The organism is Streptomyces varsoviensis (genome assembly GCF_000718635.1).
GTDB lineage: Bacteria > Actinomycetota > Actinomycetes > Streptomycetales > Streptomycetaceae > Streptomyces > Streptomyces varsoviensis.
In genome coordinates this window covers 1-21,003 of sequence record NZ_JOBF01000040.1, presented here as the reverse complement: position 1 = coordinate 21,003, position 21,003 = coordinate 1, and the positions used below count along the sequence as shown (strand labels likewise).

Genomic DNA, 21,003 nt, shown 5'->3' with positions numbered 1-21,003 from the left:
ATGCTTGGGAGCGCAGCCGAGGGGCGTGGTGTTCTGGTCACCGGCGCGGCGCTCGTCCGCAGCCCGTCCACCGGCCGTCGGCGCAGCCCGAGGAGACCCGCATGCGCGAGCCTCAGCCTCCACCCGAGCCCCAGCTCCAGCCTCCACCCGAGCCCCAGTTCCAGCCTCAAGCCGAGCCCCAGCTCCTGCCCCACCCTGAGCCCCAGCTCCCGCCTCCACCCGAGCCTCAGCCCCTCCCTCCCCCCGAGCCCCATCCGGAGCAGGACCCCATCGTCATCGACCTCTCCGGGGCCGACATCCACGGCGAGGGCGCCCGGCTGCGGGCCCGCGGCCCCGCCGCGCGGGTGGAGCTGCCCGGCGGGGTGCGCGCCTGGTCGGTGACCAGCCCGGACCACCTCAAGCGGCTGCTCACCGACGACCGGGTCTCCAAGGACACGCGCCGCCACTGGGCGGCCTTCGCCGACGGACGGATCAGGCCCGACTGGCCGCTCTACATCTGGGTGACCACCAACAGCATGGCCACCGGCTACGGGCGGGAGCACGCCCGGTTGCGCAGGCTGGTCGCCGCCTCGTTCACGGCGCGCCGCACCGAGGCGCTGCGGCCCCGTATCGAGGCCATCGCCGCGGGACTGCTGGACGACCTCGCGGCGGCGGGGGCCCACGGCCGCCCCGTCGACCTGCGGGAGAGCTTCGCCTATCCCGTACCCCTCCGGGTGATCAACGAGCTGATGGGTGTGCCCGAGCGGCTCCGGCCCGAACTGCGGCGCACCGTCGACGCCATGTTCGACACCACCAACTCCCCGGCGGCGGCCGAGACCAACACGGCGGAGCTGCGCGCCGTGCTCGGCGAGTTGGTCCGGGCCAAGCGGGCCGCGCCGGCCGACGACCTGACCAGCGCCCTGATCGCGGCCCGCGACGAGGAGGGAGCCGGTGACGGGGCCGATGACGGAGCCCAGGGCGGCGGAGGGGGAGGCGAAGAGGGCGACAGCCGGCGACGGCGGCTGAGCGAGGCCGAACTCGTCGACACGCTGCTGCTGATGTTCGGGGCCGGGCACGAGCCCACCGTCAACCTCCTCGACAACGCCGCGCACGCGCTGCTCACCCGCCCCCGGCAACTGGCCCACGTCCGGGCCGGCCGCGCCACCTGGCACGACGTCATCGAGGAGACGCTGCGCGCCGAGACGCCCGTGGCCAACATCCTGATGCGCTACGCGATCGAGGACATCCGCCTGGACGGCGGCCCGGTGATCGGCAAAGGCGACGCCATCATCGCCTCGTACGCCGCCGCCGGGCGCCACCCGGCGCTGCACGGAGAGAGCGCCGACCGCTTCGACGTCACCCGCGCCGACAAGGAGCATCTGGCCTTCGGGTACGGCGTGCACTACTGCATCGGCGCGCCCCTGGCCCGGCTGGAGGCCGCCGTCGCGCTGCCGATGCTCTTCGACCGCTTCCCGCGGCTGCGGCTGGCCGTGCCCGCCGCCGAACTGCGGCCGGTCAGCAGCTTCATCGCGAACGGTCATCAGCGGCTGCCGGTGTTCACGTCGTGACGGCGGCGTTCATGTCTTGAAGGCGACCGGCCGTCGCTATCACCGACGCTGCCCCTGCGGGATCAGGCGAGCCCGAGGATGAAGAAGAGGATCACCATGCCGATGGCCAGCACGAATCCCGCCCGGTGGAGCATCGCCTGCGCGTCGCGCAGCTCCTGGGGCGGTTCGTCGGGTGGGTCGGACCACAGCATGAAATCAATGGTCCGGGGGGCACCGGCGCGGCGCCTGAGTACGCGTACTCAGGCGCCGGGAGCGGATGGACTATTTCCGCAGGTCTCCCGTCACCGGAAAGGTGCCCAGGTGACAGGGGGTATGCGGGTGGTTTCAGAGACGTGAGACGAGGCGGGCCGGCCCGCCCGGCGGCGGAACCGGGTCCCGCCCGCAGGCGGGTCTCAGACCGGCCAGTACGTCGTGCGCCACGCCGCCGGGCCGGGGTGCGGGAGGCGTCGGCCGGGGACCGTACGGGCCGGGTCGGCCCACGCGGCGCGGGCCTCGCCCGCCGGCGCGGCGTCCGGCGCCGACGCCGCGCGCGCCTGCACCACCGCGAGGGCGGCGGCCAACTCCTCGGGGGTCGGATTGCCCCGTACTACCTTGATCACTGCGGCCTCCTTACGGGGTTACGGGGGGTATGGAGTTACGGGGATACGGGGTTACAGCACGCTGCCGTCGGCGATCCGGCCCGGGGCCGGCCGCCGCCCTGCGGCGGGGGCGCCCCCGCGCCTACAGCGGGATGTTGCCGTGCTTCTTCGGCGGCAGCGACTCGCGCTTGTCGCGCAGCGCGCGCAGCCCGCGCACGATGTGCCGGCGCGTCTCGGACGGCATGATCACGGCGTCGACGTAGCCGCGCTCGGCGGCCACGTACGGGTTGAGGAGCGCGTCCTCGTAGCCCGCGATCAGCTCCTGGCGCACCTCGTCCTGCGCCTCGGGCGTGGGGGCGGCGGCGATGGTGCGGCGGTGCAGGATGTTCACCGCGCCCTGCGCGCCCATGACCGCGATCTGCGCGGTCGGCCAGGCCAGGTTGAGGTCCGCGCCCAGGTGCTTGGAGCCCATGACGTCGTACGCGCCGCCGAACGCCTTCCGCGTGATCACCGTGATCAGCGGGACCGTCGCCTCGGCGTAGGCGTAGATCAGCTTCGCGCCGCGCCGGATGATCCCGCCGTACTCCTGGTCGACGCCGGGCAGGAAGCCGGGCACGTCGACGAAGGTCAGCACGGGCACGTTGAAGGCGTCGCAGGTGCGCACGAAGCGCGCGGCCTTCTCCGAGGCGTCGATGTCCAGGCAGCCGGCGAGCTGCATCGGCTGGTTGGCGACGATGCCCACGGGGTGGCCCTCGACGCGGCCGAAGCCCGTGACGATGTTCGGCGCGAAGAGCGACTGCGTCTCCAGGAACTCGCCCTCGTCCAGCACGTGCTCGATGGCGGTGTGCATGTCGTAGGGCTGGTTCGCGGAGTCCGGGATGAGGACGTCCAGCTCGCGGTCCTCGTCCGAGGTCTCCAGGTCCGCCTCCTCGGGGAAGGCGGGCGGCGCGGAGAGGTTGTTGGAGGGCAGGTAGGACAGCAGCGCCTTGACGTAGTCGATGGCGTCCTTCTCGTCGCCCGCCATGTGGTGCGCCACGCCCGACGTCGTGTTGTGCGTACGGGCGCCGCCGAGCTGCTCGAAGGCGACGTCCTCGCCGGTGACGGTCTTGATGACGTCCGGGCCGGTGATGAACATGTGCGAGGTCTGGTCGACCATCACCGTGAAGTCGGTGATCGCGGGGGAGTAGACCGCGCCGCCCGCGCAGGGCCCCACGATCAGGCTGATCTGCGGGATCACGCCGGAGCCGTGCACGTTGCGGCGGAAGATCTCGGCGAACAGGCCCAGCGCCGCGACGCCTTCCTGGATGCGCGCGCCGCCGCCGTCGTTGATGCCGACGATGGGGCAGCCGGTCTTCAGCGCGAAGTCCATGACCTTGACGATCTTCTCGCCGTAGACCTCGCCGAGCGAGCCGCCGAAGATGGTGAAGTCCTGCGAGTAGACGCAGACGGTACGGCCGTCGACGGTGCCGTAGCCGGTGACGACGCCGTCCCCGTACGGGCGGTTCTTCTCGATGCCGAAGTTGGTCGAGCGGTGCCGCGCGAACTCGTCCAGCTCGATGAACGAACCCTCGTCCAGGAGCAGCTCGATGCGCTCGCGCGCCGTCAGCTTGCCCTTCGCGTGCTGCTTCTCCACCGCGCGCGCGGAGCCCGCGTGCGTCGCCTCGTCGATGCGGCGACGCAGATCCGCCAGCTTCCCGGCGGTGGTGTGACTGGTTGCGTCCGGTGTGGCGTGTTGCGGCTCGGACATCGCGATGCGGCTCCTGCTCGTCCTGGATGGGTGAGGGTGACTCGGGCTTTCCGGCATTTCGGAGGTTCGGGGGCGGTCGGGGGTGCGGGCGCTGTCGGGGACCGTCGGGCGTTCTCGGGGACTTCTGGGGGCTCTCGGGGACTTTCGGGGACTCGCGGGGGCTCTCGGGGGTCGGAAAAGGCCGGACGGGACCCTTCTGGCTACCGGTTCGTAGCGTATCCGCGTGGCTGCGCCGTGGCAGTGCGTCGTTGGCCACACCCTCCCCTCCTAGGCTGGCCCCCATGACGCCCCCTGACTCCGCTGATTCCTCCGGCCCGTCCGGCAGCCCCTGGTCCGACCTCGACCGGCCGCCGCTGAACGCCGCCGCCCTGCGCCGCGCCCTCGTACGGCCCGACGCGCTCTGGTCCTCCATCGATGTCGTGCCCGTGACCGGCTCGACCAACACGGATCTCGCCACCCTCGCCGGGGAGGGCGCGGGCCTGGCGCCCGGCGCCGTGCTCGTCGCCGAGGAGCAGTCGGCCGGGCGCGGCCGGCTCGACCGGCGCTGGTCCGCGCCCGCCCGCTCGGGGATCTTCTTCTCCGTCTACCTTGAGCCCGGCGACGAGGTGCCGATGGAGCGCTGGGGCTGGCTGCCGCTGCTCGCCGGGGTGGCCACCGCCACCGCGCTGTCCCGCGCCGCGGGCGTCGACATGGCCCTGAAGTGGCCGAACGACCTGCTGGTGACGGTCCCGGAGCGGGGCGGCACCGAGGCGACGCCGTTCGGGGCGGAGTTCGGCGCCGAGCGCAAGGCCGGCGGCATCCTCGCCGAACGCGCCGGGGCCGGAGTGGTGCTGGGCATCGGCCTCAACGTCTCGCTGCGCGCGGACGAGCTGCCGGTGCCGACCGCCGGTTCGCTGCTGCTGGCGGGGGCGTCCGTGGTCGACCGCGATCCGCTGCTGCGGGCCGTACTGCGGTCCCTGGAGGAGTGGTACGGGCAGTGGCGCGCGACCGGCGGCGACCCTGGCGCCTGCCGCCTCCAGGAGGCCTACACCGCGGGCTGCGCCACGCTCGGCCGGACCGTACGGGCGGAACTGCCCGGCGACCGCGAACTCGTCGGCGAGGCGGTGGCGATCGACGGGGACGGACGGCTGGTGCTCGCGACGGCGGAGGGGATGCAGGAGCCGGTGGGGGCGGGGGACATCGTGCATTTGCGAGGGGTGGGGGGCTGAGGGGCGTTCGGCCCGCGGCGGCCCGGCCCGCGCGGCCCCCGCGGCGAACCGGCCCGTTCCCCATAGGGCCCGGCCGCCGTGCCCCGGAAACATCTGCATCTGACGAGGTGACAGGGGTGGAAGAGGCCGAAGGGGCATCGGGGCGCGCGGAGTCCGGAGAGTGAGCTACGGCACACCTGTCGTATCGTTGAGGCGTCCCGCCGCGGTCCCGAGGGGGGACCGCCGAGCAGTGAGCGGGACACCGCGGTACAGGCACGGAGCACGGGCGAACAGTGATCGACAGGGCAGTGCGCACGGATCGGACAGGGGGCGGGCGGTGACCGTCGACGACGCGGATGGCGCCGCCGCCGAGGGGGACGACGACCCTCTTGCCCTGCGCCTGGAACAGCTCATCCTCGGCGCGGAGCGGCGCTACACCCCCTTCCAGGCGGCGCGGGCCGCCGGCGTCTCCATGGAACTGGCCTCCCGGTTCTGGCGCGCCATGGGCTTCGCCGACATCGGCCAGGCCAAGGCGCTCACCGAGGCGGACGTCCTCGCGCTGCGCCGGCTGGCGGGGCTGGTGGAGGCGGGGCTGCTGAGCGAGCCCATGGCCGTACAGGTCGCCCGGTCCACCGGGCAGACGACGGCGCGGCTGGCGGACTGGCAGATCGACTCGTTCCTGGAGGGGCTGACGGAGCCCCAGGAGCCGGGCATGACGCGGACGGAGATGACGTACCCGCTCATCGAACTGCTCCTCCCGGAGCTCGAAGAATTCCTCGTCTACGTGTGGCGGCGGCAGTTGGCCGCCGCCACCGGCCGTGTGGTGCAGGCGCAGGACGACGCGGAGATGGTCGACCGGCGGCTCGCGGTCGGCTTCGCGGACCTGGTCGGCTTCACGCGGCTGACCAGGCGGCTGGAGGAGGAGGAACTGGGCGAACTCGTCGAGGCCTTCGAGACCACCGCGGCCGACCTGGTGGCCGCGCATGGCGGCCGGCTCATCAAGACGCTCGGCGACGAGGTGCTCTACTCGGCGGACGACGCGGGCATCGCGGCCGAGATCGGCCTGCGCCTCATCGAGACCATGACCCACGACGAGACCATGCCCGAACTCCGCGTCGGCATCGCCTTCGGCACGGTCACGACCCGCATGGGCGACGTCTTCGGCACGACGGTGAACCTGGCCAGCCGCCTGACGTCGATAGCCCCGAAGGACGCGGTCCTCGTCGACGGCGCCTTCGCCGAAGAGCTCTCCCGCACCGGCGACGCCCCCATCTCCGAAGCCGAGGAAGCCCTCGCCGCCAAGGAACGCGACGGCGCCGACCCCGGCTACCGTTTCGCCCTCCAACCCATGTGGCAACGCCCCGTCCGCGGCCTCGGCGTCGTCGAACCCTGGCTCCTGAGCCGACGGGGCTGACGGAGGGGCAGGGCCCCTTCCTAGGCGGGCGGGGGCCCGGCTTCGCACCGGGGAGGCGGCCGCGACGGACGGCTACGCGCGTCCGGTGACGCGCACTGTGACGGCTCCGCCCTGCACGTCCCTGCGGCAGTCCGGCGCGCCCGGAGGCGGCGGGCTCCCGTCGAGGGCCCGGCACAACCCGGCGTGGAGCTGTTCGGCCTCGGCCATGGTCAGCACCATCTCCGCGGTGGCGACGCACCGCCCGCCCCCGCTGATCCGCAGAGCGAGCGTGATCCGGTCGTCCTCGGTGCGGCGCGGCCGCTGCCCCGGGGCGGGTTCGATCGCCCAATCGGTCATGACGGCTCCTGTCCGCTGCCGGCCGTGTTCCCGGGCACGAGAGCGGCGGCGCCGTCCGCGTAGGCGTCGAGCCGCCCGCCCCGGCTCTCGGCAAGGCGCGCGGTGTCCCGCAACGACTCGCACAACCGACTGGCCAGGAATCGCAGTTCGGCGACGTCTGCCCTGGGGTTCCCGAGCAGTACGGGCGCGTGACCGAGCAATTCGGACGCCATGGTCAACTGGACTTCCTCGAACAGGTCGGCCCGCGTGCCCACGCTGCCGTCGTCGGAAGGCACCAAGTAGCACGGCTTTCCGTCCGGGCTGCGCCTAGGCAGCAGGCGAAGGCGCGGCGGCGTCATCGGCCCGGCTCCTCGGAGCACGGGCCCGGCCCGTAGGGGGTTCGCATCTTGGAGGGGACGCCGTAATTCGGCTTCGGCACGTGAGCGCTCCTCGCGACGTGGCTGCGCCCCGGTGCCGTGTTTCGGTACGCGCAGCAGTACACGGGTGCGAGTCAGGCCAGAATCGCCACCGCGGTAGGAATGACTCAGGCTCGCGTCAACGAAATCATCAACCGGCGCCGTGAGGTGACCCGCCTCGATGTGTATGAGCGCGTCGCCGACGGCCTCCATATGCCCGACGGCGCCCGCTACCTGCTCGGCCTGGCGGCCGGCCGGGAGAAGGGCTCCGGTGGCGCGGGGTTCGAGCTTTCTGCCTTTCCTGAAGTGGTGCGCGTGTACGCGGCGCAGAAGTCGGCGGCCGAGGAGATTCGGGCGCAGGTTCGTGAGGCGCGGGAACTGGATGTGCTGGCTGTGCGCGGACTCGGACTGTTCGGCCTGAACGACAGCCTTCTCCGTTGCTGTCTTCCCGACCGGCCGGACGGGCGGGGCCTCCGCGTTCGGGTCGCCCTGCTCGATCCGGAGAGCGACGCGCTGGCTCGGCGAGCGGCCGAGATCGGCGAGTCCGCCGAATCCCTGGCAGGGGGTGTCCGACTGGCCGAGGCGCGGCTGCGGGAACTGGCCGGCTCGTACGAGATCGGGGTGTGGCGATATCGCGCGCTGCCCACCTGGCGGCTCATCCGCACCGATTCCACCCTGTTCATCGGGGTCTTCGACGCGGGGTGGGAGGGGCACGAGTCGGCGACGTACAAGATTGTGGAAACGCCGCACGGGCCTCTGTACCGGGGGTTTCGCAGGATGTTCGAGGCGCTTGTCGATGGCGGGCGGCGCGTGATGTGACCGGGAAAGGGAGCTGGCCGTGATCGAGGCGGAATTGAAGGCGCGGGTCCGCTCGCCCGAGGAAGTCGTGCGGCGGCTCGACGCTCTGGCCGAGGCCCGGGTCGAGGTGTACCGGGATACGTACTACGACCGCTCCGACCGCTCGCTGGAAGAGGCCGGCGAGGAGCTGCGGGTGCGGACCGTGCACGGCGCGGAGGGAACTCGTACCGTTCTCACCTTCAAGGGCGCGGAGGTGGACGCGGAGTCCGGCTCGAAACCCGAGTACGAGACTCGGGTCGAGAATGCCGATGCCGCGCACGCCATTCTGCGCGGGCTGGGGCACAAGGAATGCATTCGCTTCGAAAAACGATGCCGGAACTACGAATTCGAGGCCCACGGCCGAAGGATGCTGGCCACTTTGGTCCGCGTACCGGAGATCGACGGGACGTTCCTGGAGATCGAAACCCTCGTCGAGCAGAGCGATCTCGCCTCGGCTCTCGACGCTGTTCGCGCCGTCCTCGCCGACCTGGGTATCGGCGCCGAGGACCTGACGCGGGAGCTCTACACGGACGCGGTCGCCGCACGGCGCCGCGGGTAGGCCGGGGCGTCTTGCGGGACGGGGCACCGGAGCGCCCGGACGGAGTCCCGGAGTGCGCGGTCGGGGTCCCGGAGCGGGCGGGGCGCTGAAGCGTGGGGGCCTGGGCCATGGTCAGGGGTGCTGGTTGGCTGCGATGATCCGGGGGAACGTTTACGGCCGTTAACTCCCGGAGGGGCTTGGCATGGATGAGCAGCGCTATGGCGAGTGGATCGCCGTCCGTCGGCACGGGCACGTCGCCGAGTTGGTGCTGGACCGGCCCAAGGCCATGAACGCCATCTCCGCCGAGATGGCCCGCCGTATCGCGGAGGCGACCGACGCGCTCGCGGCGGATCAGGGCGTACGGGCGGTGGTGGTGACCTCGACGCATGAGCGGGCGTTCTGCGTGGGGGCGGATCTCAAGGAGCGCAACACGCTCACGGACGCGGAGCTGGGGCGGCAGCGGCCGGTGTCGCGGGCCGCGTACACCGGGGTGTTGGAGCTGCCGATGCCGACGGTGGCGGCGGTGCGGGGGTTCGCGCTGGGCGGCGGGTTCGAGCTGGCGCTGTCGTGCGACGTGATCGTGGCCGACGCGAGCGCCGTGGTGGGGCTGCCGGAGGTGTCGGTGGGTGTGATTCCGGGCGGCGGGGGTACCCAGTTGCTGCCGCGGCGGGTGGGCGCCGCGCGCGCCGCCGAGCTGATCTTCTCGGCGCGGCGGGTGCCGGCCGAGGAGGCGCGGGAACTCGGCCTCGTGGACCAGCTCGTCGCGGACGGCGAGGCCCGCGAGGCGGGGCTCGCGCTCGCGGCGGGGTTCGCCCGCAACTCCCCGGTCGGCCTGCGGGCCGCCAAGCGCGCGCTGCGCCTCGGGCACGGGCTGGATCTCCGTACCGGCCTGGAGGTCGAGGACGCGGCCTGGCGCTCGGTGGCGTTCTCGGGGGACCGGGCGGAGGGCGTGGCGGCCTTCAACGAGAAGCGGCGACCCGAGTGGCCCGGCGTCTGAGCCCTGCCGTCAAAAACCCCTAAGTATCAACAAAAACGACCAAACCCCCGTAAAGCGGATTGGTGGCGGCATTCTTACGCTGGGTGCAGAGCGTGCACACGGTTACGGAATGCGAGGCGAGCGTGACGGTCGACGGGGACGGCGGCGGAGGCGGTGGGCGGCTGCGCGCCGTGGTGGCGTTGGCGCAGGCCATGGCGGCCGCGCACACTCCGCGCGATTCGGTGCGCGCCGCGGCCCGTGGGGCGCGGCGCGCGCTGGACGGGTCGTTCGCGGCCGTATCGGTGTGGGAGCGGGACCGCGGGCGGCTGCGGGTGCTGGTGAACGACGGGGTGCGGGCCGCGGGGGAGGAAGAGTTCCCCGCGGACGAGTCGTACCCGGTGCACGACTTCCCCGAGGTCGCGGAGTTCCTGCACGAGCAGTGGGCGAGCGGCGGCGAGCCGCACGCCTGGGTGGAGACGGCGGACGGCGACGGCGCGCGGCTGGGCGGGTGCGCCGCACCGCGGGGCGCGGAGGGTGGCGGTGGCGCGCCGCAAGGCCCGGAGGGTGACAGTCCGCGGCAGGCCGGGGAGGGCGGCGGCGCGGCCCGGCTCGGGGAGGGGAGCGGTTCGCGGAAGGTCGCGGACGGCGGCGGCGCGCGGGCCTCCGGGCCGTACGGTCACTACCGGGCCGACATTCTGCGCCGGCGCGGGCGCGGCTGCTGCGTGGTCGCGCCGATCGTGCTGCACGGGCGCGCCTGGGGCGAGCTGTATGTGGCGCGGGCGGTGGGCGAGCCGGTCTTCGACCGGCGGGACGCGGACTTCGCGACCGTACTGGCGGCGGTCGCCGCGGCCGGGATCGCGCAGACCGAGCGGTTGGAGGAGGTCCGCAAGCTGGCCTTCGAGGACCCGCTCACGGGGCTCGCCAACCGGCGCGCCGTGGACGCGCGGCTCGACGAGGCGGTGGAGCTGCACCGCCGCACCGGCGCGGTGGTGAGCCTGCTGGTCTGCGATCTGAACGGGCTGAAGCGGGTCAACGACACGCTGGGGCACGCGGTCGGCGACAGCCTGCTGGAACGTTTCAGCTCGGTGCTGTCCCTCTGCGGCGCGATGCTCCCGGACGCGCTGGCCGCGCGGCTCGGCGGGGACGAGTTCTGCCTGCTGTCGGTGGGGCCCACGGCGGACGAGGTGGTACGGGTCGCCGACGAGCTGTGCCGCCGCGCGGGCGAGCTGGAGCTGGGCGAGGGCGTCGCGTGCGGCGTCGCCTCCACCGGCGACCCCATCGGGCCCGTACGCACCGCCCGCCGGCTCTTCCGGCTCGCGGACGCGGCGCAGTACCGCGCGAAGGCCGCGCGCTCGGAGAAACCGGTGGTGGCGGGGCGCGAGGGCGGCGCGGACGACCCGGTCGTACGCCTGGCCGACACCCCGCGCGAGGGCGCCCCCGCCGAACGCCGCCGCTTCCGGGGGCGACGGCCATGAGGGCGGGGGTCGTGGGTTGGTACGGGCGGCGGGGCCCTGTGGGGGAGCGCGCGGCCGATTCGTACGCGGGGTGGGCCCGTACGGGAGCGCGTGTCCGGTTCGTACGGGCGGTGGGGCCCGTACAAGTACGCGCGGCCGGTTCGTACGGGCGGTGGCGGCCAGCGCGTGGCCGGGGCTTGGTCCCGTACGGGCGGTGGCGCCCAGCGCGCGGCCGGCCTCGGTTCCATACGGACAGTGGGGGCGTACGAGCGAGGGGGCCCGTACGAGCGGCGAGGGGGCCCGTGCGGGGAGGCCGGTCGGTGGAGGGCGGGCGAGGGGCCGCGTCCGGTTCCGTACGGATGGTGACAGTAGACGATTCAGTCTTTAGGGTGCCTGAATATGGATATGCACACTGTGGTGGTGGGGGCCGCCGGTACGACGGCTCAGGACGTGATCGACGTGGCGCGCGGCGCGGCCCGGATCGAGGTGGCGGACGAGGCGCTGGCCGCCGTCGCCGCCGCCCGCCAGGTCATCGACGACCTGGCGGCCAAGCCCGACCCCGTGTACGGCGTCTCGACCGGCTTCGGGGCGCTCGCGGTCCGGCACATCAGCCCCGACCTGCGCGCCCAGCTCCAGCGCAACATCGTCCGCTCGCACGCGGCCGGCATGGGGCCGCGCGTGGAGCGCGAGGTCGTGCGGGCCCTGATGTTCCTGCGGCTGAAGACCGTCGCCTCCGGCCGTACGGGCGTACGCCCCCTGGTCGTCGAGACGATGGCCGCGATCCTCAACGCCGGGATCACGCCCGTGGTGCACGAGTACGGTTCGCTCGGCTGCTCCGGCGACCTCGCGCCGCTCTCGCACTGCGCCCTGACGCTGATGGGCGAGGGCGAGGCGGAGGGCCCCGACGGCGAGGTGCGGCCCGCCGCCGAACTCCTCGCCGAGCACGGCATCGCCCCCGTCGAACTGCGCGAGAAGGAGGGGCTCGCGCTGCTCAACGGGACCGATGGCATGCTCGGCATGCTGGTGATGGCCTGCGCCGACCTGGCGCGGCTGTTCACCTCCGCGGACATCACCGCGGCGCTCTCCATGGAGGCGCTGCTCGGCACCGACAAGGTGCTCGCCGCCGAGCTGCACGCCATCCGCCCGCACCCCGGCCAGGCCGCCTCGGCCGCCAACATGCGCGCGGTCCTTGCCGGTTCGGGGCTGACCGGGCATCAGCAGGACGACACGCCGCGCGTCCAGGACGCGTACTCGATCCGCTGCGCCCCGCAGGTCGCGGGCGCCGGCCGGGACACCCTGGACCACGCCCGGCTCGTCGCCGACCGCGAACTCGCCGCCGCCGTCGACAATCCCGTCGTGCTGCCCGACGGCCGGGTCGAGTCCAACGGCAACTTCCACGGCGCGCCGGTCGCGTACGTCCTGGACTTCCTCGCCGTCGCCGCCGCCGATCTCGGTTCGATCGCCGAACGCCGTACCGACCGGCTGCTCGACCGGAACCGTTCGCACGGCCTTCCGCCGTTCCTCGCGGGCGACGCGGGCGTGGACTCCGGTCTGATGATCGCTCAGTACACGCAGGCGGCCCTGGTCAGCGAGTTGAAGCGGCTGGCCGTACCGGCCTCCGTGGACTCCATCCCGTCCTCCGCGATGCAGGAGGACCACGTCTCCATGGGCTGGTCGGCCGCGCGCAAGCTCCGTACGGCCGTGGACAATCTCGCCCGGATCATCGCCGTCGAACTGGTCGCCGCCACCCGCGCCATCGAACTGCGCACTGGGCTCACGCCGGCGCCCGCGACGCAGGCCGTGCTGAAGGCCGTACGGGCGGCGGGGGTCGAGGGCCCGGGGGAGGACCGTTTCCTCGCGCCGGACCTGGCGGCCGCGCACGAGTTCGTACGGTCCGGAAAGCTCACGGAGGCGGCCGAGACGGTGACGGGGCCGCTGGCCTAGGAGGCAAAGGCGGTGACGGGGCCTCTGGTCTAGGAGGCACACACGAGAGCGGGTTACGGGCCGGGGCCCGTAACCCGCTCGGTGCTGGAGAACCAGGGAAACTCTGGGAAACGTGGGGTGCGGGTGAACCCGGAAACCCGGCCTGGTGCCCCGGAAAAGCCGTGTGAGCCGGGCCGGTTCAGTACCCGTCCGACGCGCGCGTACGGCGTACGGCCGTCGTGACCAGCGCGCCCCCGAGGCCGAGGAAGCCGATCCCGCCGACCAGATACGGGGTGGTGTCGACGCTGCCGGTGTCGGCGAGGGCCAGCTCGTCGCTCGCCTGCTCCATGGAGGCGGGCCGGGCGGCGTCGAGCGAGGTCTTGGAGGTGGATTGGGCGGACTGGGCGGATTGGGCGGTGTCGAGCGGCCTCTTGGAATCGGAGTCGGAGGCGGGGACGGTGGTGGCGGAGCGGTGGCTGTGCTGGGTGGGGGTGGTGTGCTCGGCCGTCGCCTTCGCGGACGGTACGAACCACAACGCGCACAGCAGCGAGCCCGCGGCAGCGGCGGTCAGCAGCGGACGGCGTGCGGTCACGAAAGGAATCCCCCTTGAGATGGCGGCGATTGGGGAGGTGAGCCTCCGATGGTAGTGATACCCGCGGGTCGTTTGGAAGTCGCGGTTCCGCCGACCCTTACGCTCCGGACATGAGCACAGATGAGTCATCACGGTTTGTACGACTTCGGGTCGAGCTGGTGCTGGAAATCAACGACTCCGACAAGCTGACCGCGGCCGCCCTCGACCGCCTCGACGGCGATGGAGCGCTCCGCGGCGACGAGCGCGAGCACGCCCGTACCTCGGTCTCCACCGATACGGCGGAGGCGCTCGCGTACCTCGTCGACCCCATCGACGCGGTCAGGGAGGTACCGGGGGTCGAGCTGACCCAGGCGTCGTGGAGCAGCGAACAGATCGACTACGACCCGGACGCGCGGGAATGGGCGCTCGACGGTGACTATGAGGATGACGAGGTGGCTCGGGAGGACGAGGAGGACTGAGCGAACCTGGCGGCGGGAGGTGCGAACGCGCCCCTTCAGGCGGTGCGGGTGCACCTTCATGCGGTGCAGGTGCATCTCATGCGGTGCAGGCGCACCCTCGTGTCGGGTGCACAATGGCAGGGGATTATTCGGGGAGAAATCCCCTGCCGCCGCCTATATCAGACCCCCGGCTCCATCGGTTGCGGAGTCGGGGCTTTCGTTTGAGTGGGCTTCCCCACACTTTCCCGACGACTGGAACCGCTGAATCGGTGCAGGCGTTCTCTACGGGGTGACCGCAAGGCGGGCGTGCCCATCGATGCGGATCGGGGACGTTGGGGATCAGCAGCAATGGAGAAGCGTGTGATGACGTACGGCAAGCGCCGTAAGGGCCTGGTGGCCGCGGCCGCTGTGCTCGGCGGCGTACTGACCCTCGCCGCTTGTGGCGGGGGAGACGACAAGGGCGGTGACGCGGGTCACGGCAAGTCGCAGAGCAAGGTCGACGAGGCTGCGGCCAAGGACGCTTCCAAGGCGAAGATCCAGATCGCCTCGAAGAACGGCTCCTCCAACGCGAGCATCAACACCGGCGGCAAGGTCACCGTCTCCGACGGCAAGCTGACCAAGGTCACCATGACCACGGAGAAGGGCACCCCGGTCGAGGGCTCCATATCGTCCGACGGCACCTCCTGGACGCCGAAGAAGTCGCTGGAGCGGCAGACCACGTACAAGATCGCCGCTGAGGCGCAGGACTCCGACGGCCGCAAGGCCACCGAGAACTCCTCCTTCACGACCGTCGCCCCGGCCAACAGCTTCATCGGCACGTACACGCCGGACGACGGCACCACGGTCGGCGTCGGCATGCCCGTGTCGATCAACTTCGACAAGCCGATCAAGGACAAGAAGGCCGTCCAGTCGCACATCACGGTCAACTCCACCAGCGGCCAGCAGGTCGTCGGCCACTGGTTCGGCAACCAGCGGCTCGACTTCCGCCCGCAGGAGTACTGGAAGGCCGGCTCGACCGTCACGATGAAGATGGACCTCGACAAGGTCCAGGCCGCGCCGGGCGTCCAGGGCGTCCAGCAGAAGACGGTCTCCTTCAAGATCGGCCGCTCGCAGGTCTCCACGGTCGACGCGCGGTCCCACCAGATGACGGTGGTCCGGGACGGCAAGACCATCAAGACCATCCCGATCTCCGCGGGCTCGCCCGACCACACCACGTACAACGGCCAGATGGTGATCTCCGAGAAGTTCAAGGAGACCCGGATGGACGGCTCGACCGTGGGCTTCGGCGGTGAGTACGACATCAAGGACGTGCCGCACGCGATGCGCCTGTCCAACTCGGGCACGTTCATCCACGGCAACTACTGGGGCCACGGCATCTTCGGCTCGGCCAACACCAGCCACGGCTGCGTCGGCCTCCAGGACGCCCAGGGCGGCAACGACTCCTCGACCCCCGGCTCCTGGTTCTTCTCGAACTCCATCATCGGCGACGTGGTGACGGTCAAGGGCTCCGACGACAAGCTCGTCCAGCCCGACAACGGCCTCAACGGCTGGAACATGAGCTGGGACAACTGGGTGGCGGGCAGCGCCACGGGCGCCTGACGCGCTCGACCCCTCCCTTCTCCTGGTCTCTTCCCGCTGACCTCGTCCCGCTGGTCAATGCGCCGAGCGGCGGCCCGCACGAACTCCTCGTGCGGGCCGCCGCTTTTGTTTGTGTACGTGTTTCCGCGGAGGTGCCTCCGTCAGCGCGGCTCGCGCCACATCGGCCACACCACCGGGCCGCCGTCCGGCAGCTCGACCCCGGCGGCGCCGCCGCGCACGGTGAAGCCGAACCGCTCGTAGTAGCCGATGTTGGCCTGCTTGGACGCCTCCAAATACGCCGGAACGCCGTCCGCGTCGCACACCGCGAGCCGCGAGCGCAGCAGCGCCGCGCCGTACCCGCCGCCCTGGGCGGCCGGATCGGAGCCCAGCACCCCCAGGTACCAGTGGGGCGTGTCCGGGACGTGTTCGCGCAGCAGCCGGTAGGCGCTGACCAGCCGGTCCAGCCGCTCGGTGGCCAGCTCCACCATCCGCAGCCCCATCGCCTGCTCGGTCTCCTCCGACAGCTCGGGGGCGCCGGGCGGCGTCCACAGCGCGGCGGCGACCACGCGCGCCGGGACTTCTCCGCCCTCGCTCCCGTCGTGGCCCTCGTCCGGCTTCGCCGTCTGGCAGGCGCCATGGGGCCCGTACTGGAATTCCAGCAGCGTGCCGAAGAAGGCGGCGAGGTGCTCGGCGCGGGCCCGCTCGTCCGGGAACGCGGACTCCGGGAAGAACCAGCCCATGACCGGGTCGGCGGCGAAGGCCCGGGCGAGGACTGCGGTTATCCGAGGGGCGTCGCCGGCGGCGACGGGGTGGATGGTCGGCATGCGGTCAGCCTACGGGCGGGCTGGGCTCAAGGTGCTGGAGCGGACGGGCCAGTGACGCTGGGGGCGGACGGCTTACGGGCGGGCCGGGCTCAAGGTGCTGGGGGCGGGCGGCCTACGGGCGGGCCGGGCTCAAGGTGCTGGGGGCGGGCGGCCTACGAGCGGGCCGGGCTCAAGGCGCTGGGGGCGGACGGCTTTCGGGCGATGTCAGACCCGCGCGCGAGAATGAGGGGGTAGGTGAGGACGAGGGGCCGGGGACCGCGGGGGACCCGGGTGCGGAGACGAGCGAGGCGGGCACGTGGGCAGGCGCGATGGCGGAGGCGACGAAGGTAGCGGCCGCGGGCGGGAACGGCGCGAGGAGGCCGAACTGCTGGAGACCGTACGGGACGCGCTGCGCGGACTGGCGGCCGTACCGGAGGACGGCCTCGACGACGCGCTCGACGCCGCCGCGTCCACCCTCGCCGCCGCGCCCGCCGGGCCGCAGGCCGCGAGCCGGGCGCTGCTACGGGCGGCCGAGGAACTGGTACGCCGCGCCTGGGAGAACGGCTGGCAGCCCGCGGACGTCGTCCGACTCATACGGCGCGAGCCGGAGGCCGTGGCGACCCGGTTCGTCTCGGATGCCATCGCCGCCGAGGCGCGCCGCTATGCGCCGGAGACGCTTGACGCCCGCTGGTCGGCGCAGTTGGCGGCGGTGGGGGCGGCGGTCTGGTGGGACGGGGACGGGGGTTATTTGGAGGGTTTCGCGGGGCGCGAGCGGCTGAGCCGCTTCGAGACGGTCTCGTACGCGCTTGGGGGACTGCGGCGGATCGCCCGGCTGCCGCGGATCGCTCCGGTCGGCCCCTTGCCGGGGACGGCCGCGCGGGTACGGCGGCCCGTACCGGCACCGGACGGTACGAGCGCCGGGCCGCGGTTGCTCGGCCGGATCAGGGCGCTGCTGGCGAAGGCGGAGTCGACGGAGTTCGCGGAGGAGGCGGAGGCGCTTTCCGCGAAGGCGCAGGAGCTGATGGCGCGGCACTCGATCGACGCGGCGCTGCTGGCCGCGGAGGCGGGAGCCTCAGCGGGTTCGGCAGAGGGGCCGGCTGCCTGCCGTATCGGGGTCGAGGGCCCGTACGAACCGGCGAAGGCGCTGCTCCTCGACGCGGTCGCCGAGGCCAACCACTGCCGGGCGGTCTGGTCGTCCGAATTCGACTTCTCCACGGTCGTCGGCTTCGCGTCCGACCTCGAACTCGTCGAGTTGATGTACGCCTCGCTGCTCCTCCAGGCCACCGCCGCCATGCGCCGCGCGGGCGACGAACACCACGCTCGCGGCCGTTCCCGCCGTACGCGCGACTTCCGGGAGTCGTTCCTCATCGCGTACGCGGGCCGCATCCGCGACCGGCTGATCACCGCCGCCGACGAGGTGGCCGCCGAGGAGCCGACCGAGGTCCTTCCCGTCCTGGCCGCCCGCGACGTGGCCGTGGGAGAGACCGCCGACCACCTCTTCCCGTCCACGACAGCCCACCGCCTCAAGGGCCGCGACGCCGCGGGCTGGGCGAGGGGGACGGAGGCGGCGGAGGAGGCGGTGCTGGGGAGGGGCAGGTAGCAAGGGGGAGACAAGGCTTGGCCGAGGCCGAGGCCGAGGGCGGGGCGGCGATCCCGCGAACAGATAGCAGGCGGGGCGGGGCTCAGGCGACCGCCGGCGGACAGCCTCCGGCGCCCCGGGGACCGACTGTCACCGGGCCCGGGGGGACCGTTCCCCGTCCGGGACCAGGGGGCCGACCCCTGCCCAGGTGACGGGGGAACCGCCCCCGCCCGGGGCCGGGGCCCAAAGCGGCTCAGCCGCCAGGCCTGCCGTCGGGTGTGAAGTACTGCCCAGGTGACGGGGGAGCCGCCCTCGCCCGGGGCCGGGGCCCAAAGCGGGTCAGCCGCCGGGCCGGCCGTCGGGTGTGAAGTACTGCCCAGGTGACGGGGGACGCCCCGCCCGGTTCCGGGGGCAAAAGCGACTCAGCCAGCAGATCCGTCATCGGGAGACCCGTCATCGGGCGTGAAGTACTGCCCAGGTGGGACGCCGACGCTGCGGCGGAAGGCGGCGACGAAGGCGCTGGGGGAGCCGTATCCGACGCGGTGCGCGACGGAGGCGACGGTCGCGCCGGCGGCGAGCAGCGGCATGGCGGCCTGCAGGCGGGCCTGGGTGCGCCAGTGCCCGTACGTCATGCCCGTACCGGCGACGAAGGCGCGCGCCAGGGTCCGCCCGCTCGCGCCGACGGCCTTTCCCCACTCGGCGAGCGACCGGCCGTCGGCGGGGTCGGCGAGCAGGGCTTGGGCGACGCGCCGGGCGCGGGGTTCGTCGGGCATGGGGGCTCGTACGGTCGCCACGGACACCGGCCGGAGCTGGTCGAGGACGACGCGCTCCGCGCGGCGGCGGGCGGCGGGGTCGAGGCCGTCCTCGGCGAGGTGGCAGATCAGTTCGCGGAGCAGTGCCGATACGGCTACGACCTGCGGTGACGCCCAGTCGACGGGGCAGCGGTCGGGCCAGAAGTACAGGCTGCGGAGCAGGGCGGCGCGGACGGCGCCGGTGGCGTGGGCGGTGCCGGCCGGTATCCACAGCGCCATGGACGCCGGCAGTACCCAGGTCGCGTCGTCGGCGCGTACGGCGAGGACGCCGCTGCGCGCCCAGGCGAGCTGGTGGGCGCCGTGCTGATGGCGCTCGAACCATTGGCCGTCGTTCATCGTGAAACTCCCGACGACGATGGCGCTGCCGCCCGGCGGCATCAACTGTCCTTCTGGCGACATGGGTTGTCACTCCACCCCGTATTCGACTCGGTGCCGGCTGCCTAGCCTGACCGTATGCCCATGAACCTCATTCACCGTCGCGTGTGCAACTCCGACCGATGGGCCCGGGCCGTGGAGGACCAGCTTCTGCCCTGGGCCTTGGAGGGCGTCGAGTTCGGTTCCGAGACCTTGGAGATCGGACCGGGGTACGGCGCCACGACCAAGGTTCTGCTGCGTCTCGCCGAGCGGCTGACGATCCTCGAAGTCGACCGGGAGTCGGCGAAGCGGCTGGCCGGCCGGTACGGGGACCGGGCCGAGGTGATCCATGGCGACGGGGCCGGTATGCCGCTGCCCGACGGGCGGTTCGACTCGGTGGTCTGCTTCACGATGCTCCACCATGTGCCGTCGCCGGAGTTGCAGGACCGTCTTTTCGCGGAGGCGTGGCGGGTGCTGCGGCCGGGCGGGGTCTTCGCGGGGTGCGACGCGCTGGGCGGGTGGCGGTTCCGGATGATCCATATCCGGGACACCTGTGTGGTCGTCCCGTTGGAGACCTTGCCGGGGAGGCTGCGGGCGGCGGGGTTCCCCGAGCCGGAGATCACGAGGGGGGTGGGGAGCTTCCGCTTCCGGGCGCGCAAGGGCTGAAGTTCCCGCGTTGCCTGGTTCGAGCGTTCCGCGCGCCGCGGCTGTGTGGCGGGTGGTGCGAGACGCAGTGGGCCCGACGGGGGAGGCCCACTGCGTCATTGGTCGTACCATGACAAAAATCATGGGATCGGCCTTGTTTTCTCCAGGGGTGCGTGTCGCAATGGGCCCGCGTCGCTGACTGCCCGTCAGTTCTACTGCGCCGTACGGGGAAGTGCGATCCCCGGGCGCCAGGGCGGCCCTCATGCCCACTCATGCGGTACGCCCGCCCGGCGGCGGCCGGCGACGTCAGCCCGTACACCCCCACATGGAGGCGGGACCCCATGAGTCACATCAAACACAGCAACCGCAGCAGACACCTCAGATACGGCATCGGCACGGCACTCGGCGTCAGCGCGCTGGCGGTAGGGGCGCTGGCGACGGCCCCGGTCGCGAGCGCGGTGACGGCGGACACGGCCACGATCTCGTTCGAGTGCGGAATGTTCGGCTCCGGCTCGGCGACGCTCACGGCCACCCACAGCGGCACGACCGCGAGCATCAGCCTCTCCACCTCGGCCATCACCTCACCGATCGACCTCGCCGCGAACTCGGTGAAATCCACCCTCACCATGACCAACCACGGCACCGGCGCCAAGACCTTCACCGGCAAGTCCAACCCGGCCATCCCCGCCAACTCCCAAGTCTCCACCGGCCCCCTCACCGGCAAGGTCGCCGCCGGCGACAGCCTGGAGGCCAAGACCCTCAAGGTAGTGGTCCTAGGCGTCACAGCCACCTGCAACGCCACCTCGACCCAGTCCCCGGGCCCCTTCGAATTCTGACCCGAGCACACCAGCGCCCCCGCGATGCAGGCCATCGCGGGGGCGTTCCCCAGAAGCAACACCCCTGCCCCGCCGAGCAGAAGACCAGCTCCACATCCTGAACAGTTGGACGCCTCACGCCGATCCCCACCCTTGGCGGCCAACCAGTCCAGCGAGGCAGGAAGGGGCCCAGCTCATCGACCCCACGGGGAGCCCCCACCGGCCCAGCGTCAAAATGGAAACGCCCCGGCGCTCAAGGGCATTCGGCGACCGGGATGAGAGCCCCGAGCCGCAGACTCGTGGGCGTGAGACGGTCGCCGAGGCCCAAACAGGGCGCAGGAGCCCCCGCCCCACGCACCCACCCCGTCCGCTCCCGGCACTCATGGGTGTTCGACGGTCGCCGGGGTACGAACCCGGGCACAGGGGTCCCGCCCCCACTCAGCCCCGCTCCCACCC

21 protein-coding genes are annotated in these 21,003 nt (G+C 72.5%); 13 read left to right on the top strand and 8 right to left on the bottom strand.

The features are described 5' to 3' along the window. The first annotated feature begins 101 nt into the window (after positions 1-101). Entirely contained in the window at positions 102-1,547 is a 1,446-nt protein-coding gene (locus tag IF55_RS34385; protein WP_078645750.1) for a cytochrome P450 family protein, read from the top strand. 62 nt (positions 1,548-1,609) lie between these two features. Here IF55_RS34385 and mmpB read toward each other — a convergent pair whose 3' ends face one another. The 3 genes from mmpB to IF55_RS34375 form a co-directional block, all read right to left on the bottom strand. Further along, the gene (gene mmpB / locus IF55_RS41290; RefSeq protein ID WP_281181191.1) at positions 1,610-1,738 is read right to left on the bottom strand and encodes a morphogenic membrane protein MmpB; all 129 of its coding nucleotides are present in this window, start codon (positions 1,736-1,738) and stop codon (positions 1,610-1,612) included. Between the two features lie 201 nt (positions 1,739-1,939). Next, on the bottom strand, positions 1,940-2,146 hold the full coding sequence (locus tag IF55_RS34380; protein ID WP_030893144.1) for an acyl-CoA carboxylase epsilon subunit: 207 nt from the start codon (positions 2,144-2,146) through the stop codon (positions 1,940-1,942). A gap of 121 nt (positions 2,147-2,267) precedes the next feature. Continuing rightward, a complete protein-coding gene (locus IF55_RS34375; RefSeq protein ID WP_030893141.1) occupies positions 2,268-3,872 on the bottom strand; it encodes an acyl-CoA carboxylase subunit beta in 1,605 nt (534 codons plus the stop codon). 281 nt (positions 3,873-4,153) lie between these two features. Here IF55_RS34375 and IF55_RS34370 point away from each other — a divergent pair, with 281 nt between their 5' ends. After that, a complete protein-coding gene (locus IF55_RS34370; protein ID WP_030893139.1) occupies positions 4,154-5,080 on the top strand; it encodes a biotin--[acetyl-CoA-carboxylase] ligase in 927 nt (308 codons plus the stop codon). A gap of 316 nt (positions 5,081-5,396) precedes the next feature. Next, positions 5,397-6,473 (top strand): adenylate/guanylate cyclase domain-containing protein, encoded by a 1,077-nt coding sequence (locus IF55_RS34365; protein ID WP_030893136.1) that lies wholly within the window; start codon positions 5,397-5,399, stop codon positions 6,471-6,473. A gap of 72 nt (positions 6,474-6,545) precedes the next feature. On the opposite strand, the gene IF55_RS34360 is transcribed toward IF55_RS34365, so the two are convergent. Together IF55_RS34360 and IF55_RS34355 are read right to left on the bottom strand one after the other, a co-directional pair. Continuing rightward, positions 6,546-6,809: a hypothetical protein gene (locus IF55_RS34360; protein WP_030893134.1), complete on the bottom strand. Its 264-nt coding sequence runs from the start codon at positions 6,807-6,809 to the stop codon at positions 6,546-6,548. Next, positions 6,806-7,084 (bottom strand): hypothetical protein, encoded by a 279-nt coding sequence (locus tag IF55_RS34355; RefSeq protein WP_342668370.1) that lies wholly within the window; start codon positions 7,082-7,084, stop codon positions 6,806-6,808. Before IF55_RS34355 ends, IF55_RS34360 begins: the two co-directional genes overlap by 4 nt. 243 nt (positions 7,085-7,327) lie before the next feature. On the opposite strand from IF55_RS34355, the gene IF55_RS34350 reads away from it, so the two are divergent. The 5 genes from IF55_RS34350 to hutH all read left to right on the top strand — a co-directional run bounded on the left by IF55_RS34350 (position 7,328) and on the right by hutH (position 12,953). Beyond that, positions 7,328-8,023 carry an XRE family transcriptional regulator gene (locus tag IF55_RS34350; protein WP_245661639.1) on the top strand — a complete coding sequence of 232 codons (696 nt, stop codon included), beginning with the start codon at positions 7,328-7,330 and terminating at the stop codon, positions 8,021-8,023. 19 nt (positions 8,024-8,042) lie between these two features. Then, positions 8,043-8,600, top strand: coding sequence for a class IV adenylate cyclase (cyaB, locus tag IF55_RS34345; RefSeq protein WP_030893128.1), 558 nt, complete (start codon positions 8,043-8,045; stop codon positions 8,598-8,600). A 181-nt stretch (positions 8,601-8,781) separates the two neighbouring features. Next, positions 8,782-9,576 carry an enoyl-CoA hydratase/isomerase family protein gene (locus IF55_RS34340; protein WP_030893125.1) on the top strand — a complete coding sequence of 265 codons (795 nt, stop codon included), beginning with the start codon at positions 8,782-8,784 and terminating at the stop codon, positions 9,574-9,576. Positions 9,577-9,767: 191 nt separating this feature from the next. Further along, the gene (locus IF55_RS34335) at positions 9,768-11,030 is read left to right on the top strand and encodes a GGDEF domain-containing protein (protein WP_048833047.1); all 1,263 of its coding nucleotides are present in this window, start codon (positions 9,768-9,770) and stop codon (positions 11,028-11,030) included. Positions 11,031-11,408: 378 nt separating this feature from the next. Beyond that, the gene (gene hutH / locus IF55_RS34330; protein WP_030893122.1) at positions 11,409-12,953 is read left to right on the top strand and encodes a histidine ammonia-lyase; all 1,545 of its coding nucleotides are present in this window, start codon (positions 11,409-11,411) and stop codon (positions 12,951-12,953) included. A gap of 178 nt (positions 12,954-13,131) precedes the next feature. Here the strand turns inward: hutH and IF55_RS41055 are convergent, their stop codons facing one another. After that, positions 13,132-13,524: a hypothetical protein gene (locus tag IF55_RS41055; protein ID WP_030893121.1), complete on the bottom strand. Its 393-nt coding sequence runs from the start codon at positions 13,522-13,524 to the stop codon at positions 13,132-13,134. Between the two features lie 110 nt (positions 13,525-13,634). Here IF55_RS41055 and IF55_RS34320 point away from each other — a divergent pair, with 110 nt between their 5' ends. Beyond that, a complete protein-coding gene (locus IF55_RS34320) occupies positions 13,635-13,982 on the top strand; it encodes a hypothetical protein (protein ID WP_078645748.1) in 348 nt (115 codons plus the stop codon). A 327-nt stretch (positions 13,983-14,309) separates the two neighbouring features. Continuing rightward, the gene (locus IF55_RS34315) at positions 14,310-15,560 is read left to right on the top strand and encodes a L,D-transpeptidase (RefSeq protein WP_078645746.1); all 1,251 of its coding nucleotides are present in this window, start codon (positions 14,310-14,312) and stop codon (positions 15,558-15,560) included. A gap of 140 nt (positions 15,561-15,700) precedes the next feature. Here IF55_RS34315 and IF55_RS34310 read toward each other — a convergent pair whose 3' ends face one another. Beyond that, a complete protein-coding gene (locus tag IF55_RS34310; RefSeq protein ID WP_030893118.1) occupies positions 15,701-16,363 on the bottom strand; it encodes a GNAT family N-acetyltransferase in 663 nt (220 codons plus the stop codon). 295 nt (positions 16,364-16,658) lie between these two features. On the opposite strand from IF55_RS34310, the gene IF55_RS34305 reads away from it, so the two are divergent. Continuing rightward, positions 16,659-17,942 carry a DUF2786 domain-containing protein gene (locus IF55_RS34305; RefSeq protein ID WP_342668368.1) on the top strand — a complete coding sequence of 428 codons (1,284 nt, stop codon included), beginning with the start codon at positions 16,659-16,661 and terminating at the stop codon, positions 17,940-17,942. A gap of 401 nt (positions 17,943-18,343) precedes the next feature. Here the strand turns inward: IF55_RS34305 and IF55_RS34300 are convergent, their stop codons facing one another. After that, entirely contained in the window at positions 18,344-19,132 is a 789-nt protein-coding gene (locus IF55_RS34300; protein ID WP_030893116.1) for an AraC family transcriptional regulator, read from the bottom strand. 60 nt (positions 19,133-19,192) lie between these two features. On the opposite strand from IF55_RS34300, the gene IF55_RS34295 reads away from it, so the two are divergent. After that, the gene (locus tag IF55_RS34295; RefSeq protein ID WP_245661637.1) at positions 19,193-19,753 is read left to right on the top strand and encodes a class I SAM-dependent methyltransferase; all 561 of its coding nucleotides are present in this window, start codon (positions 19,193-19,195) and stop codon (positions 19,751-19,753) included. Between the two features lie 320 nt (positions 19,754-20,073). After that, positions 20,074-20,568 carry a hypothetical protein gene (locus IF55_RS34290; RefSeq protein WP_048833036.1) on the top strand — a complete coding sequence of 165 codons (495 nt, stop codon included), beginning with the start codon at positions 20,074-20,076 and terminating at the stop codon, positions 20,566-20,568. Positions 20,569-21,003 lie beyond the last annotated feature (435 nt).

Bases quoted from the DNA above. Each gene is read 5' to 3' on its own strand.
- IF55_RS34360 (WP_030893134.1), bottom strand. From the start codon at position 6,809: ATGACCGATTGGGCGATCGAACCCGCCCCGGGGCAGCGGCCGCGCCGC.
- IF55_RS34370 (WP_030893139.1), top strand. From the start codon at position 4,154: ATGACGCCCCCTGACTCCGCTGATTCCTCCGGCCCGTCCGGCAGCCCC.
- IF55_RS34375 (WP_030893141.1), bottom strand. From the start codon at position 3,872: ATGTCCGAGCCGCAACACGCCACACCGGACGCAACCAGTCACACCACC.
- hutH (WP_030893122.1), top strand. From the start codon at position 11,409: ATGGATATGCACACTGTGGTGGTGGGGGCCGCCGGTACGACGGCTCAG.
- IF55_RS34340 (WP_030893125.1), top strand. From the start codon at position 8,782: ATGGATGAGCAGCGCTATGGCGAGTGGATCGCCGTCCGTCGGCACGGG.
- IF55_RS34335 (WP_048833047.1), top strand. From the start codon at position 9,768: ATGGCGGCCGCGCACACTCCGCGCGATTCGGTGCGCGCCGCGGCCCGT.
- IF55_RS34290 (WP_048833036.1), top strand. From the start codon at position 20,074: ATGAGTCACATCAAACACAGCAACCGCAGCAGACACCTCAGATACGGC.
- IF55_RS34295 (WP_245661637.1), top strand. From the start codon at position 19,193: ATGAACCTCATTCACCGTCGCGTGTGCAACTCCGACCGATGGGCCCGG.
- IF55_RS34385 (WP_078645750.1), top strand. From the start codon at position 102: ATGCGCGAGCCTCAGCCTCCACCCGAGCCCCAGCTCCAGCCTCCACCC.
- IF55_RS34320 (WP_078645748.1), top strand. From the start codon at position 13,635: ATGAGCACAGATGAGTCATCACGGTTTGTACGACTTCGGGTCGAGCTG.
- IF55_RS34315 (WP_078645746.1), top strand. From the start codon at position 14,310: ATGGAGAAGCGTGTGATGACGTACGGCAAGCGCCGTAAGGGCCTGGTG.
- mmpB (WP_281181191.1), bottom strand. From the start codon at position 1,738: ATGCTGTGGTCCGACCCACCCGACGAACCGCCCCAGGAGCTGCGCGAC.
- IF55_RS34300 (WP_030893116.1), bottom strand. From the start codon at position 19,132: ATGTCGCCAGAAGGACAGTTGATGCCGCCGGGCGGCAGCGCCATCGTC.
- IF55_RS34310 (WP_030893118.1), bottom strand. From the start codon at position 16,363: ATGCCGACCATCCACCCCGTCGCCGCCGGCGACGCCCCTCGGATAACC.
- IF55_RS34350 (WP_245661639.1), top strand. From the start codon at position 7,328: ATGACTCAGGCTCGCGTCAACGAAATCATCAACCGGCGCCGTGAGGTG.